Here is a 12,357-nt window from a genome sequence, read left to right on the forward strand (position 1 = left end):
TCCTTTCTAGAGGTCCATTGGGCCGAGTGTCACCTCGTAGCAGCCCAGGCTTCCGGCTTCCGCGAGGTTGAATGTCGCCGGAGTGGCCTCGTTGATGTTGATGCCAGATGCGGTCCATTCGTCAAGAACTGTCAGGATGTCGATGAAGGCCTTGCCTTGAGTCGTGGGTGTGCCGGCAGTTATGGCGGCCACCCATTTGGCGTCGGATTCGCCCCATTGCTCCGAGGTAATTTCGGGAGGTTGGATCAGGACGGTGACCTTGCCGGGCTTGACCTCGGTGGCGTTGTGGGTGATCACTGAGACGTGTTTGGTCTTCAGTCGGGTCTCGAGTACGTTGAGCTGTTCGCTGATTGTCATGCAATCCCCATTCCCACCGGGATGCCGACCGCGCGGAGTTTAGGTCTGGCGGTCCGCAATGGGTCGCTGCTGACGTGAAAGGGCTCGATGCCGCTGTCCTCGGACAGGCCGATGATGCCATTGCGGGCATCCTTGGCCTGCCACAAGTCTGTTGCAATGCTGACAATGCAGTCGTCCATGACGGGCTCGGGCACTTGCTCGTCCTTGATGGCCAAGTCCAGGTAGGCCCTGGCCTCCTTGATGCGCTTGAGCAGCCGGGGCCGGTCATCCTCGTCGTGCTCGTTGGTCTGGAAGGCCAGCTCCTCGCATAGCTCAGTGTCGTTGCTCATGATCACACCTGGGGGGTGAACTTGACGGGGAGCAGACCGTCCGGGAAGGTCTCGCCGTGGGCCGCATAGCCGTAAACGCTGTAGTCGCGTGTGAGGTTGAGCATGTTGTCCTGCTGGAGGCGGAAAGGCGCGTTGGGCGACTCCCACATCGTGACGGCGGTGTGGTCGATGAAGCAGGCTGTGCCGGCATCGGCCTTGGGCAGGAGCCTCACCTCGAGGGTGAGCAGGTTGCCGGTCACCCCCTTCACATCGATGGAGCCGAGCTGATTGACGCTGGCACCGGACACGTTCATGAACCGGTCGCCGTTGTCCGTGAGGCTGGCAATGGTCTTGAACACGTCGGCGCTCACCCCCAGCACCTCGAGGTTCGCGTTGCGTTCGTCGAATTCCTCACTAGCATCTACGATCAGGCCCAGCCAGTCGTTAGGCTTCGTAGCGGATAGGGTCTTGCCTATGGACAACCTGGCCGTATCGTCTACACCTTTGATGGCCCCGTAGAGGGCATCTCGAGAGCCTTGTTCGCTGTTCTTCGCGTAGCTGTTGACCAATGCGGTCATGAGGGTGGATAGGTAGTCGGTGGTCGACCGTTCGATTACCTGGCGGGAGACCGAGGTGTAGCCGCCGAAGGTCTGGACAGACGCGGACTTGTCGCCCAGCTTGATCTTCCCGTAGGGGAGGGTGTCGCCCTCCTTTTTCTGCTCGCCGGTAGTCGTTGTGTCGTTGTCCAGCACGTGGTAGCTCAGCGTCATGCCTTCGGCCGGCAGGGGTTTATGGTCGATGAGGTTGGTGATGCGGCGTTTGATCGTGAGAATACGGACAAGATCGGCCACCCAGGTGGCCGTCGGGTCGGTGTCCGTGATGCCGGCACCGGTCCAGTCGCGCTCCTGCAAGCGCCGGTATAGATCGGCAGCCTGTTCATCTCCTATGGCCAGGGACTTTAGGAAAGCCCCGGCGTCGCGGTATTCTCCACCGATGGGCGCTGGTTTGGCCTCCTTGGGCGCGGCCTGTATCTTGCGTAGGGTCTCGGCCATCTCATCCTGGCGGTCGAGGATCTTCTGGATATCATCGTTGGGCATGTCCTGCTCGCTTTCTTCATTTAGTTGTGTGGCCGCTGTGGTCTGGTCATGGTTGCGGTGGTCGGTGAGTTTTGCGTCCTGGTAGGCGGGCCAACTCACCAGGCTGGTCTCCAGGAGGCGCACCTTCCTCCGATGGGTGATGCCGTCACGGTCGCGTTCGTCCTCGATAGGAACGAAGCCGATGGAAAGGCTGTCCAGCGCTCCTTCGTCCAAGAGAGCGACCACATCCCGGCCAGTCTCGGTGTCCGCTATGCGGGCTTGGATGTGCAGACCGTCCTCCTGGGTCCGCGCCTGGGTGATGGTGCCGATGAGCTCGCCGTGCTGGTAGCAGAGCTTGGCTTCGTCCAGGCCCTCGAACTGACAGTCCGAGTCGAACGTCTCGGCTCCCTCCCAGGTGTCGATGGTGCGGTTAAAGGGGACGGCCAGCCCCTCGATCGTGCGTCCGTCGCCTCCTTCGGCCTTGCGCAGGCGTATGCCTTTCAGACCGATTTCATGTCTCGTCATCGCTGGTCTCCTTTGTTAGTTGTGGCTCGTCGAGCGGGGTCCGGCCTTCCATGCCCCTCACCTCCGTGGTGGTCAAGATGCCAGCCTGTATGGCTATCTGATAGGTCTCGTAGCGGGTTTTGGTATCCGAGCGTCGCATGTTGTCCCAGCGAAAGTCGACGGTGTTGTTCCTGGGTACCAGTTCACTCAGCGCGTCTTCCAGGGGCTGAACATAGGCCGCCAGAGTGAAGTCGCTGAAGCTTATCCATTCCTGCTCGATGTTTTGATAGGCCAGTGAGGATCCATCGACCTTGTTCATCATCAAAGACTGGGGAATGCCGAAAAGGCGTGCAAGCTGGGTGGTGTCGAACTGTTGCGTCTCCAGATACTGCATGTCGGCGGGGTTGAGCATGAGCTGCTGGTAGGACAGGCCCTTGCCCAGCACCTTGACACCATCTGGGTTCCTCTCGAACCGTTGTTTATAAAGTTCAGCCTCGTCGTCCGTGTCTATAGGCAGGTCGCTGGTGAGGATGCCAGTGGGGTGGTCACCTTGCCTGAACCATTTCGATTTGGCATCCCTAGCATCCTGGGCACCATTAATTTCGTCGCGGGCGGCCTCGATTGGGCCGCGCCCTCGCAGCAGTCCGGGGATGCTTACGAATTTCAGGTGCAGTATGTCTTCCCCTGTATATTCGCGGCCCAGGTACCCATAGCGGCGTTGTGGGCTCGAGGGGTCGCCCGTGGCATCGAATACGCTGACGAGGGCCGGAGGGAGGATTGTCAGATTCACTACGTCGCCGCCCACACCGAATGATTTGAGCCAGAAGGCGTTGCCGTTCAGGGCCAGTGATGCGACGCTCTCCTTGATGAACTCGCGCCGGGACCTGAACACGTCCGGTTTGGTCACGATGGAGGACTGTGCAATCTCGAAGCCGCCACGAGTCTGCACGACCGGCAGGTCTGCGACCGCCGTCTCCAGGATCTGGACCGCCCGGAAGACGGTGCTCATCGACAGAGGGTCGCCCATGGCGCCCTCCCTAGCCGGAGGGGTGGCCAACGGCGACGGTGGTTCACTGTCCTGGCTGCGTCTGCGCCAGGGCAGTCTGCCCATGATCCGTGTTCCAATGCTCATGGGGACTCAGTCTGCCTGCCGCTGGGTTGAAGCGGCAAAAATTATCGGATAGGAGCGGACAGTGGGGGACAGGAGCGGCCATCAGAACACTTGTGGTGGCAGTCTCCTCGGCAGGTGGCGGAGTCCCCAGAGGGCCAAAGTGGCAGCCTCCATTGCAGGGGTGCCGCCGTCCTTGCGGCTCCATAGCCAGGCATCCCCGGACAGTCGTTTCGTGGCCGTCTGGACTTCGCGGTCGAGGTCGGGGTCTGAGGCATGGCTGACTGTTCGCTGCTCCAAAGCGCTGACGAAGGCCTGGGGAGCGGTCACGAAGTCGCCGGCCTTGGTGTCCAGGAGCTCGAGGAGAGGCCGGTGCCACTTGCCGGTCTGGTGCTCGAGCACGTCGTGAAGGGCCGAGCTCGGCCCCCGGTGGTCGATGATGATGGGGGCATGGTATTTTTCCTGGAGCTCCTTGAGCTTTCTCGGTGCTGCCCCGGTCCCCGGCAGCACATCCACGACCTGGACGATCGTGGCTGGGCCGGCCTCAAAGGCTGCTACGATGGCCGTCCTTGACGCGCCCATGTCCACGGCCACGCCGAAGCAGATGCCGTTGGGGAATGGCCTCGGGTGCACCGGCGCCACCCTGGTGGCCTCCCACAGGTCTGGACTGATGGCTCTGTCTGGCACGCCGGTGTCGCGCACATTGCCAAAGGCCCTGGCCCACCCAGCCACGTCGTCGCCGTACTGGCTGCGGAAGTCCTTGAGCTGGTCATAGTCGAACAGCCAGCCAGCTCCCGGATGATGTTCCCAGATGTTGTCCAGGTCCTCCGGGTCACTGCCGGCGGGAATCCCAAAGTCGAAGAAGGCGGTGCGTCGGTCGATATGCGGGGGGATGCCGTCATGGCCGCGCAAGTCATCGAGCAGATTGTTGAGGAACTCGCTGTGCTGGTTGCCTTCGGTGGAGGTATACCATATCTGCGGCCGAATATGGGTGCGTTTGAATCTGGTGGCGGTAGTGGGCAGAAACCCATCCTTGAGGGTCTTCGCATCCAACTCGCTCAGGCTCCAGCACTCGTCGATGTTGATGAGGTCGCCTTGCACGCCGTGGCCAGCCGTGTTGGTCGAGGCCCTGGGGCGGATGGTGGATCCGTTGTGGAATTTAAGCATCATGTTGCCGTTGCTCATCCTGGGGTCGAATGCCAGTTTCCTCAGACGTGACTTTTTGAGCTCATCGGCTAGTTCTCGGAACTGGTCGCCGGCATCCTGCCCGGTCTGTGCCATGTACCAGATGCGCCGTCTGGGCCCCCATTGTGAGTTCCGTAGTTGGTAGCTTTTGGTGATGCTGGTCTTGCCGGCCTGGCGCTGCACTGTCAGTACAAGGGTGTCGTAGTAGTAGCTGCCGGTTGCGGGGTCTATCTCCGAGATCACATCGATGACCTGGCGCTGCCAGGGGATGAAAGGCATGCCGAGCAGTTTCGCATAGCGGGCGACGATTGGCCCGTCGGTCTCTCGTGTCGGGTCGCGTGGTGTGGCAAATCTTGGTTTGATCGCCGGTGTGGATCTGGTCATGCCTTGGAGTCCTTCACGAGTTCGGCCAGCTCGTCGTCACCGTCATCTGGGGAATCCTCATAGATGGATTGCAGCTGTTGGACGTAGCCAAGCAGGCTGGTCATGTTTCTGGATATCTCACGTCCCTTGGCGTTCTGAGCATCTATGTTCTGGGCGAGGCTGATCATCGACTCGCAGATGAAGGCAGCTATTGCGTTCGGTTCTCTGCCTTCCATGAAGCCCTTTATGAGTTTCTGTGTGGCATGTTCCTGTCGGCCCACTATCCTTCCAGCATCCTCGAGCCCGTCAAGCATAGGCATTATTTGGCCCCAATCCGTTTGTGATGTATATTTCCTGATTGAAGCTGTTTTCTGCCTGAAAACAGGGGGTTCCGTCCCTGTTTTCAGGTTTTTATTTTGTTTGTGGGGAATAGAAAACGGTGGGCGCGGGGTGTTCTGTCCACGCCCATCCCAAAAACGGTCTACCAGTCCGGGCGGCCTTGTCGCCGGCCGCCAGCGATCAAGCCGAGATCCAGGAGATGCTCGTGTCTTCTCATTATCTTGGCATCGATGGACTCCTGGGTAAGGCCCGTCCGGTACCACTGCTTGATGCCGGCCTCGGCATGGGGCCGTGGCGCCGCTCTTTGCCGCTCCATCACCATGGCCTTGCCGGGGTCACACACATGGATGTCATAGCCCAAGGAGACCCACTCATCGAGCAATCGTGGTGAGTGGGGTGTGGTCGGCATTGTCTTGACCAGCCATACCCCCACGGGCTGGCCTATCCTCACTGCGTGGCGGTACGCTCCATACCAGGCGGCGCTTGCTAGCTTCCTGACATAACCGCTCTCCACATGCTCGGCGCTAGGCCGGACGCCGGCCAACAGCCCCATGGCCAGCACATCCATGTCCAGCACAATGTCACCATCCAAGGCGTGGGCCCGGACCCAGGAGCTCTTGCCGCCGTGCGGTGGCCCGATGACTGCGTGGATTGTAGCCCCCCACCCACTTAGCACGCGGTCGCCACGAAGCGAGTTGCAGTGCTTACAGGCCCTGCGCAGATTGCTTGGCACGGTCAGGCCACCGGCCACGAATGGGGTGATATGGTCGGTGGTCGTCCCCTTCCCGGTGCATCCCGGGAAGCGGAGCCAGCACTCATTGCCCCACCGGCGGGCCACTAAGGCGGCCATGGCCGGAGGTACACGCTGCCTGCCCTTAGTCGCTCGAATGCTCATTGAGCCACCTCGACACTGCTGCTGGCGAGTATCGGATCGTCTTTACACCGAAGGTCACGAATGCCGGACCGGCCCCCTCGGTTTGTCTCATCCTGCGCAGCTGCCGCTCCGACACGTTTAGAATCTTGGCCACCTCGCTGGTAGTTAGGTATCTCATCCAATCCCCTTTAGAAGAGTTGCTGCTGGCCGAACGCTTGCTGTGGCTGACTGGCGTGCTTGTCTTTGAGCTTGGCGATTTGGCCTTCGACCCAACGACGGAACAGCCTACTGTCGATGTACCATGTGTCGCCGCGCTGGTAGACCACTAGTCCTTGAGCTTGCAACCCGCGAAGATCTAGGACTGTGCCCAGGCCCAAGGGCCGCAGACATTCCTTGGCCGTCAGCTCGGTGGAACCGCACCGACTTGCCGCCTTGTCGATACGATTTGCCAGGTCCATCAGGGCCTGCACAGCCGAGAACGGGTCCATGTAAGGGCTTAAAGCCTCGGACAAAGTCGTCTTGCGTCCCATCAGCCCACCACCAGGTACTCGTAGGAGCGGCACCAGCGGGCCAGCATTCTTAGCGTGGTCTCGATGTCATAGGCTTTCTGGCCGCGGACTTTCAAGGTGTGCCTGGGCATGTGATTGTCATGAATCAGCTTCTGGACCTCGTTGTCGGACAGACCGGATCGACGGATGATGGCCTGTCTGGTGACATACTTGACGCCCTGCTGCTTGAGTGAGTCCAGATAGGGCAACAGGCTTCTGGTCTGCTGCCTGAGTGTTTCTTCAAAGGTGAGTTTTCCGATTCCCATGGTTAGGCTCCTTCCCTAGAGGTTGTGTTTGTGAGGACTTTTGGGTGGTGAGGTTAGAGAAGTCAAGACCTAGTCAGGCCCAGCAGCGATAGTTTCGGCTGGGTCTGACTGTGTAGGTCTTGGCAATGGCTTTCGGTATGGAGCCGGCCGTCGATTGCAAGAGCGTCCGAAGACGCCGGGAATGGTCCCGATGGGCAACCCACATGCGTGGTAGAGCTGCCAGATTCCGCCTTAATCAGCGTCACCCACCGGTCTGGAGCAGAACTTCGTCTCGAAAATAGCGCGACTGCCACGCGCCTGGCGTACCGGGTGCTTAATCCCGGCTAAGCGCCTAGGGCTCCGCCACACGGCCCATTAACGGCATTCGGTTATACATCACTAGCTTTGAGAGCAGGAACTACTGCGGTACCCATTACCCCGGCCAGTCAGCTTTAGCTAACCGGTCATACTCAGTCACCGCATCACTAATCTGGCCCTTCAACAGCCTCACCTGCTCCAGGCTCAACACAACACCTGTTTCACATCGCCCGTAGCAAGCTCAACAGTGAACACATCCGGATGATCCCGCTTCATAAACACATGTGTCTTTGTAGCCATTTCGCTTATCCCAATCAACTAAGAGCAGCACCCAACAAACTAGGACCACTACCAAATACTTCCAAAACTGCAAAAACAAAAGAATCAAACCCACCGGAAACGCCAAGAGACAAACCGCAACCCGATAAGACAACTTCATGGTCGGCTTCCAGGGATATGTCGGTAATCTGGATAGCAAGCAATAGAGCCACGCGCTTTAGCTCACTGACATTCAGCACGCGTGTACCCACACCCCTCACAAACGTCATTGCTGGATTGAAGTGCCTTCCCCCGTCATACACTTGGAGTTGCAAGGCAAGAGTCCGAACGAAGGAAAGGAAAACGATGGACGTTCAATGGGTCATCGGCATGGTTGCCGTGCCCGTCTTCGCCTCTATCATCGGCGCTGTCATACCGATAATTCACGGGAAGAGAGAGGTGCCGAATTCCGAGATTGAGCCACAGGACAAGACTTCGGAAGAACAAGCGACCACGGAGGAAGTCACGGAACCGCGATCGGCTGACTGGCGAATCTTCGCGGACGATACGCACAAGCGGTTCGTTCTGGCCAACATAGGCGATGGTGATGCCCATGACGTGACAGTCATGGCGAAACTCGGATCGTGGAGCGAGAAATGGCCGCAAGAAATGGCTGTAAGGGCCTTCATCTGTTCGGGCGGCAACGATTCCCTTCTGGCGTATGACTTTTTCTCGAACAGACTTCCTGAACTCCGCGAGGAAGGTCAGCAGGGAGGCGAGACGTTTCTTGACGGACACACGGAGGGTGGTGATGGCATGGCGCACGCCCACGCTGATTTCTTCGTGACATGGGTCGGCGATGACAGCAGGACCCACAACAAGAACATCACAATCGACATTAACTAAGCACACGGTCGATTTCCTTTCTGAGTCTCTCCAGTTCTTCGCGGTTTAAAGGAACCATGGAATGCGCCACGGCGCTGTCCTTGCAGAACTCAAGGAAATACGTGCCTGGAACCGTCTCCAGCAGACTGACATGACACAAAGTTGGATGATAGTGGTTAATCGAATCCATTACTGTGCCTCCATTGGTTCACGGCCGAGAACTTCATCAACGTTGACATGAAATAGATCTGCAAGAGCCAAGATGTCACGAAGAGTGAAAGCAGTATCGCCGTTCATCTTTTTAGATATCAAAGAACGAGAAACCCCAAGTGCTCGTGCAAGCTCTGATTGATTCATGGATCTGTCGGCGAGCAAATTAGATACACTTAGCACTACTTTGTTGTAATTACAATCATGTAGTAGAAACATGTTCTACATAGTAGCACGATTCTATGTTTGAATCTACGAAGCAGTTGGAAATTGTTGAATATAGTTCAATTTTGAGTATTATGTGGAATATGAGTACGAAAACTATTACTGAGAATGACCAGACTGTTGATTTAACCAGTGTTGTGAACACAAACATCCGTGTTGCCCTAGCCTTGCGGGGAAAGAATCAGGCGGACTTGTCAGCGGCACTCGGACTATCTCGCGGAGCAGTCTATAGAAAGTTAAAGGGTGACGCTACATGGTCCGTTCCGGATATGGAAAAGGCCGGTGAATTCCTAGGAATTCAACCAGCCAAGTTCCTCGACCCTAATGGGCTCTTGGTAGCGGGGTCAGGATTTGAACCTGAGACCTCTGGGTTATGAGCCCAGCGAGCTACCGAACTGCTCCACCCCGCGTCGGCTGTTCAACACAGCAGTTATCTATATTACGGATTCCATCACAGTTGTCAAGTCCGAGTGTGGGTAGGCTTTACTTGGGAGATAATGGAGCCATGCCTATCACCATCCCCACCGGATTGCCGGCCAGATCCATCCTGGATTCTGAGCGCATCTTCGCCCTGGAAAGCCACGAGGCGGAGCGCCAGGAGATGCGTCCGCTCAAGCTGGTCATCCTCAACCTGATGCCCACCAAGGTGGAGACCGAGACCCAGCTGCTGCGGCTGATCTCCAAGTCGCCGCTTCAGGTGGAGATCGACTTCATGAAGACTTCCACCCATCAGGCCGTGCACACCAGCATGGATCATCTGGTCAAGTTCTACGAGAATCTGGAGTCCTTCGAGGACAACTGTTATGACGGTCTGGTCGTGACTGGCGCCCCGGTAGAGCAGATGGACTTCGAGCAGGTCGATTACTGGCAGGAACTGACCCGCATTCTGGACTGGGCGTCTACCCACGTCTTCTCTACTATGTATCTGTGCTGGGGGGCCATGGCTGGGCTCTACTACCGCCACGGCATCGCCAAGCGCAACCTGGATTGCAAGGTCTTCGGGGTCTTTCCCCAGTACCTGCAGGACGAGTACTGCTTCATCACCAATGGCTTCGACGAGATCGCCCTGCAGCCCCACTCCCGCTGGGCCGGGGTGGATGAGGACCAGGTGCAGGCCTGCCCTGATCTGCAGGTGCTGACCTGGGGCCCACAGTCCGGTCCCGGGCTTATCAGCACCCAGGATTTCTCAGAGATCTTCGTGCTGGGCCACTGGGAGTACGACCGTGACACCCTGGCCCACGAGTACCAGCGCGACATGGCCAAGGGCCTGGACCAGGTGCCTTTCCCGGTCAACTACTATCCTCATGACGATCCGGCATTGGAGCCGGTCTTCTCCTGGCGTGCCCATGCCAACCTGCTCTGGCGCAACTGGCTGAACTGGGTTTATGAGACCACTCCCTACGACCTGAGCCAGGTGCCGACTCTGCGGGCAACGGGCCGACTGGGTACCGACCGATCCATCAGACACGCTCCCGGATGCCCGCGCGCTGACGGATATCGGCCTTTAGCCGGCGACGGGTACGGGCTTATTCCGGGCGCTGTCAAGCGTTGATGACGATTGCATTACATTCGTCATCAACCTGTCCACGCCGCGGTTCGGATTCGACTTGCGGCCCCTATCTGTGACACACTGGATGAATCTATGGTTACCGTGGCTCTTGGTGTGGGCTACACTACCCATACGGTGCAGCCATGAGTCGCATGCGCGCTATAGTGTTCACTGTGTCGTTCAGGAGGCGATAGATGCTAGAGGCAATGGGAAGTGAAGCTTTCAGTCTGGCCATGGCCAAGCCAAGCGAGCTACCCACCATCGAAGATTTCCTGCCTCCTGAGATTCTTTTCCAGGGAACGCCCTTCGCCATGAACCGGATCATCCTGATCAGGTTCGTGGCCATGGTCATCATCCTTCTGGTGCTGGGAATCACTGCTGCAAGGGCCAAGCTGATCCCATCCCGCTGGCAGGGGGCCATCGAGTGGGTCATCGAGTTCATCCGCGACTCGGTCGTCTACGACACCCTGGGCGAGATTCGGGGCAAGCGCTACGTGCCCATGATCACGACCATCTTCCTGACCATCCTGGTCTTCAACCTCTGCGGCATCGTGCCTGGCATGAACATCGCGGCAACAGCGACCATCACCATGCCCTTGGTCTTCGCCATCTGGACTTTCTGCCAGTACATGGTGACGGGATTCCGTGAGCAGGGCGTCTGGGGCTACTTCAAGTCTGAGCTCTTCCCGGCTGGAGTGCCTTGGCCTCTTTACATCATTCTGACGCCCATCCAGCTTCTGGAGATGGTCATCGTCAAGCCGGCCTCCCTGACCATTCGACTCTTTGCCAACATGATCGCCGGCCATCTGCTGGTCGCGGTCAGCCTGGCCTTCACCCAGTTCTATATCATCGAGGCCAGCAACAAGCTTTTGGCCTTCGCTGGTGTGGGCTGGTTCGTCTTGGGCTTCGCCCTGACGGCCTTTGAAATCTTCGTGGCGGCCCTTCAGGCCTACATCTTCGCCATCCTGACCACGGTCTACATCTCCATGAGTTACCCTGAAGAAGGTTGAGCGAAAAGAACAAGCCGCGGTCGGCGCTTCAGGCGGTCGCAGCCCACATATTCGTCGGTTCCGACCGGTAGACGGGGATCGGGGCCGAACCACAATCCAAGAACCGGCAACGGTGGAGGAAAGGAAAATAAATGGACATCATCACACTTGCTGAGGTCTCTGGCAATCTGAGCATCCTGGGATACGGCATTGCAGCTCTCGGCCCCGCACTGGGTCTGGGCATCGCCGTCGGCAAGACCGTCGAGAGCATGGCTCGCCAGCCCGAGATCAGCGGACAGCTGCGCACCACCATGTTCATTGGCCTGGCTCTGATCGAGGTGCTGGCCCTGCTGGGCTTCGTGGCGCTCTTCATCGCCTGAGCCGTGCGATTCCTGCATGATCCGGCTTCGATAAGGGAAAGGAGGAGCCAATGTACGCTCTAGCGGCAGGCAAGGGGATCCAGCTATTCATCCCCCAGCTCTATGACATTGTGTGGTCGCTGGTCATCCTGGTCATCCTGGCCGTCTTCTTCTACAAGTTCTTCATGCCCAAGTTCCAGGCCATCTTCGATGAGCGCTCGGCCAAGATCGAGGGCAACATTCAGAAGGCCGCCAAGGCTAGAGAAGATGCGGATCAGGCCCGCAAACAGTATCAGGATCAACTGGGCAAGGCCCGTGTTGAGGCATCGCAGATCCGCGATGACGCCCGAGCCGAGGCCTCCAGGATCGTGGCGGATGCCAGGACCCGGGCCGAGACCGAGGCCAATCAGATCACCGAGAACGCCCAGCGATCCCTCAAGTCCCAGCAGCAGCAGGCGCTGGTCTCGCTCAAGGGCGAGGTGGGCACGCTGGCCACGGCTCTTGCCGGCAAGATCCTGGGCTCGCAGCTTCAGGACGATGCCGTGCAGTCCTCCATGATCGACTCGATCATCGCGGACCAGGGTGGGCAATCTTCTGACAAGCGGCAGGCATGATGACTGATCGGCGGACGACGGGCGCGCCCGTCTCGCGAAAGGG

The 12,357-nt window shown here is 58.4% G+C and carries 18 protein-coding genes and 1 tRNA gene; 6 read left to right on the plus strand and 13 right to left on the minus strand.

The window, feature by feature from the left end; translation table 11 throughout:
• Positions 1–6 precede the first annotated feature (6 nt).
• The 11 genes from ACUIAH_RS07385 to ACUIAH_RS07435 form a co-directional block, all read right to left on the minus strand.
• On the minus strand, positions 7–357 hold the full coding sequence (locus ACUIAH_RS07385; protein WP_445340854.1) for a hypothetical protein: 351 nt from the start codon (positions 355–357) through the stop codon (positions 7–9).
• On the minus strand, positions 354–686 hold the full coding sequence (locus tag ACUIAH_RS07390; RefSeq protein WP_445340855.1) for a hypothetical protein: 333 nt from the start codon (positions 684–686) through the stop codon (positions 354–356). Before ACUIAH_RS07390 ends, ACUIAH_RS07385 begins: the two co-directional genes overlap by 4 nt.
• 2 nt (positions 687–688) lie before the next feature.
• Positions 689–2,266 (minus strand): HK97 family phage prohead protease, encoded by a 1,578-nt coding sequence (locus tag ACUIAH_RS07395; protein ID WP_445340856.1) that lies wholly within the window; start codon positions 2,264–2,266, stop codon positions 689–691.
• Positions 2,253–3,377, minus strand: coding sequence for a phage portal protein (locus tag ACUIAH_RS07400; protein ID WP_445340857.1), 1,125 nt, complete (start codon positions 3,375–3,377; stop codon positions 2,253–2,255). The genes ACUIAH_RS07395 and ACUIAH_RS07400 overlap by 14 nt, the downstream gene beginning before the upstream one ends.
• A gap of 81 nt (positions 3,378–3,458) precedes the next feature.
• Complete coding sequence (locus ACUIAH_RS07405; RefSeq protein ID WP_445340858.1) at positions 3,459–4,922, minus strand: hypothetical protein; 1,464 nt, start codon at positions 4,920–4,922, stop codon at positions 3,459–3,461.
• Entirely contained in the window at positions 4,919–5,221 is a 303-nt protein-coding gene (locus tag ACUIAH_RS07410) for a hypothetical protein (RefSeq protein ID WP_445340859.1), read from the minus strand. The genes ACUIAH_RS07405 and ACUIAH_RS07410 overlap by 4 nt, the downstream gene beginning before the upstream one ends.
• 161 nt (positions 5,222–5,382) lie before the next feature.
• Positions 5,383–6,135 (minus strand): HNH endonuclease, encoded by a 753-nt coding sequence (locus tag ACUIAH_RS07415; RefSeq protein ID WP_445340860.1) that lies wholly within the window; start codon positions 6,133–6,135, stop codon positions 5,383–5,385.
• Complete coding sequence (locus ACUIAH_RS07420; protein ID WP_445340861.1) at positions 6,116–6,292, minus strand: helix-turn-helix transcriptional regulator; 177 nt, start codon at positions 6,290–6,292, stop codon at positions 6,116–6,118. The genes ACUIAH_RS07415 and ACUIAH_RS07420 overlap by 20 nt, the downstream gene beginning before the upstream one ends.
• A gap of 10 nt (positions 6,293–6,302) precedes the next feature.
• Entirely contained in the window at positions 6,303–6,644 is a 342-nt protein-coding gene (locus ACUIAH_RS07425; RefSeq protein WP_445340862.1) for a hypothetical protein, read from the minus strand.
• The gene (locus tag ACUIAH_RS07430; RefSeq protein ID WP_445340863.1) at positions 6,644–6,928 is read right to left on the minus strand and encodes a hypothetical protein; all 285 of its coding nucleotides are present in this window, start codon (positions 6,926–6,928) and stop codon (positions 6,644–6,646) included. The genes ACUIAH_RS07425 and ACUIAH_RS07430 overlap by 1 nt, the downstream gene beginning before the upstream one ends.
• 611 nt (positions 6,929–7,539) lie before the next feature.
• A complete protein-coding gene (locus tag ACUIAH_RS07435) occupies positions 7,540–7,743 on the minus strand; it encodes a hypothetical protein (protein WP_445340864.1) in 204 nt (67 codons plus the stop codon).
• Positions 7,744–7,849: 106 nt separating this feature from the next.
• Between ACUIAH_RS07435 and ACUIAH_RS07440 the strand changes: the two genes are divergently transcribed.
• Entirely contained in the window at positions 7,850–8,389 is a 540-nt protein-coding gene (locus ACUIAH_RS07440; protein WP_445340865.1) for a hypothetical protein, read from the plus strand.
• A 168-nt stretch (positions 8,390–8,557) separates the two neighbouring features.
• Here the strand turns inward: ACUIAH_RS07440 and ACUIAH_RS07445 are convergent, their stop codons facing one another.
• Entirely contained in the window at positions 8,558–8,797 is a 240-nt protein-coding gene (locus ACUIAH_RS07445) for a helix-turn-helix transcriptional regulator (protein WP_445340866.1), read from the minus strand.
• Positions 8,798–8,886: 89 nt separating this feature from the next.
• Between ACUIAH_RS07445 and ACUIAH_RS07450 the strand changes: the two genes are divergently transcribed.
• A complete protein-coding gene (locus tag ACUIAH_RS07450; RefSeq protein WP_445341577.1) occupies positions 8,887–9,180 on the plus strand; it encodes a helix-turn-helix domain-containing protein in 294 nt (97 codons plus the stop codon).
• On the opposite strand, the gene ACUIAH_RS07455 is transcribed toward ACUIAH_RS07450, so the two are convergent.
• A tRNA-Met gene (locus ACUIAH_RS07455) sits at positions 9,137–9,213 on the minus strand. The genes ACUIAH_RS07450 and ACUIAH_RS07455 overlap by 44 nt on opposite strands.
• A gap of 95 nt (positions 9,214–9,308) precedes the next feature.
• Here ACUIAH_RS07455 and ACUIAH_RS07460 point away from each other — a divergent pair.
• The 4 genes from ACUIAH_RS07460 (at position 9,309) to ACUIAH_RS07475 (ending at position 12,314) form a co-directional block, all read left to right on the plus strand.
• Positions 9,309–10,355: a homoserine O-succinyltransferase gene (locus tag ACUIAH_RS07460; protein ID WP_445340867.1), complete on the plus strand. Its 1,047-nt coding sequence runs from the start codon at positions 9,309–9,311 to the stop codon at positions 10,353–10,355.
• 191 nt (positions 10,356–10,546) lie between these two features.
• Positions 10,547–11,362, plus strand: a complete 816-nt coding sequence (gene atpB / locus ACUIAH_RS07465) for a F0F1 ATP synthase subunit A (protein ID WP_045924886.1) — start codon at positions 10,547–10,549, stop codon at positions 11,360–11,362.
• Between the two features lie 131 nt (positions 11,363–11,493).
• Positions 11,494–11,721, plus strand: coding sequence for an ATP synthase F0 subunit C (gene atpE, locus ACUIAH_RS07470; RefSeq protein WP_015022486.1), 228 nt, complete (start codon positions 11,494–11,496; stop codon positions 11,719–11,721).
• Between the two features lie 50 nt (positions 11,722–11,771).
• Complete coding sequence (locus ACUIAH_RS07475) at positions 11,772–12,314, plus strand: F0F1 ATP synthase subunit B (RefSeq protein WP_306221360.1); 543 nt, start codon at positions 11,772–11,774, stop codon at positions 12,312–12,314.
• The last annotated feature ends 43 nt before the right edge of the window (positions 12,315–12,357 follow it).

This window comes from Bifidobacterium sp. ESL0820, assembly GCF_052606235.1.

Bases quoted from the DNA above. Each gene is read 5' to 3' on its own strand.
- ACUIAH_RS07385 (WP_445340854.1), bottom strand. From the start codon at position 357: ATGACAATCAGCGAACAGCTCAACGTACTCGAGACCCGACTGAAGACC.
- ACUIAH_RS07390 (WP_445340855.1), bottom strand. From the start codon at position 686: ATGAGCAACGACACTGAGCTATGCGAGGAGCTGGCCTTCCAGACCAAC.
- ACUIAH_RS07395 (WP_445340856.1), bottom strand. From the start codon at position 2,266: ATGACGAGACATGAAATCGGTCTGAAAGGCATACGCCTGCGCAAGGCC.
- ACUIAH_RS07400 (WP_445340857.1), bottom strand. From the start codon at position 3,377: ATGAGCATTGGAACACGGATCATGGGCAGACTGCCCTGGCGCAGACGC.
- ACUIAH_RS07405 (WP_445340858.1), bottom strand. From the start codon at position 4,922: ATGACCAGATCCACACCGGCGATCAAACCAAGATTTGCCACACCACGC.
- ACUIAH_RS07410 (WP_445340859.1), bottom strand. From the start codon at position 5,221: ATGCCTATGCTTGACGGGCTCGAGGATGCTGGAAGGATAGTGGGCCGA.
- ACUIAH_RS07415 (WP_445340860.1), bottom strand. From the start codon at position 6,135: ATGAGCATTCGAGCGACTAAGGGCAGGCAGCGTGTACCTCCGGCCATG.
- ACUIAH_RS07420 (WP_445340861.1), bottom strand. From the start codon at position 6,292: ATGAGATACCTAACTACCAGCGAGGTGGCCAAGATTCTAAACGTGTCG.
- ACUIAH_RS07425 (WP_445340862.1), bottom strand. From the start codon at position 6,644: ATGGGACGCAAGACGACTTTGTCCGAGGCTTTAAGCCCTTACATGGAC.
- ACUIAH_RS07430 (WP_445340863.1), bottom strand. From the start codon at position 6,928: ATGGGAATCGGAAAACTCACCTTTGAAGAAACACTCAGGCAGCAGACC.
- ACUIAH_RS07440 (WP_445340865.1), top strand. From the start codon at position 7,850: ATGGACGTTCAATGGGTCATCGGCATGGTTGCCGTGCCCGTCTTCGCC.
- ACUIAH_RS07445 (WP_445340866.1), bottom strand. From the start codon at position 8,797: ATGTTTCTACTACATGATTGTAATTACAACAAAGTAGTGCTAAGTGTA.
- ACUIAH_RS07450 (WP_445341577.1), top strand. From the start codon at position 8,887: ATGAGTACGAAAACTATTACTGAGAATGACCAGACTGTTGATTTAACC.
- ACUIAH_RS07460 (WP_445340867.1), top strand. From the start codon at position 9,309: ATGCCTATCACCATCCCCACCGGATTGCCGGCCAGATCCATCCTGGAT.
- atpB (WP_045924886.1), top strand. From the start codon at position 10,547: ATGCTAGAGGCAATGGGAAGTGAAGCTTTCAGTCTGGCCATGGCCAAG.
- atpE (WP_015022486.1), top strand. From the start codon at position 11,494: ATGGACATCATCACACTTGCTGAGGTCTCTGGCAATCTGAGCATCCTG.
- ACUIAH_RS07475 (WP_306221360.1), top strand. From the start codon at position 11,772: ATGTACGCTCTAGCGGCAGGCAAGGGGATCCAGCTATTCATCCCCCAG.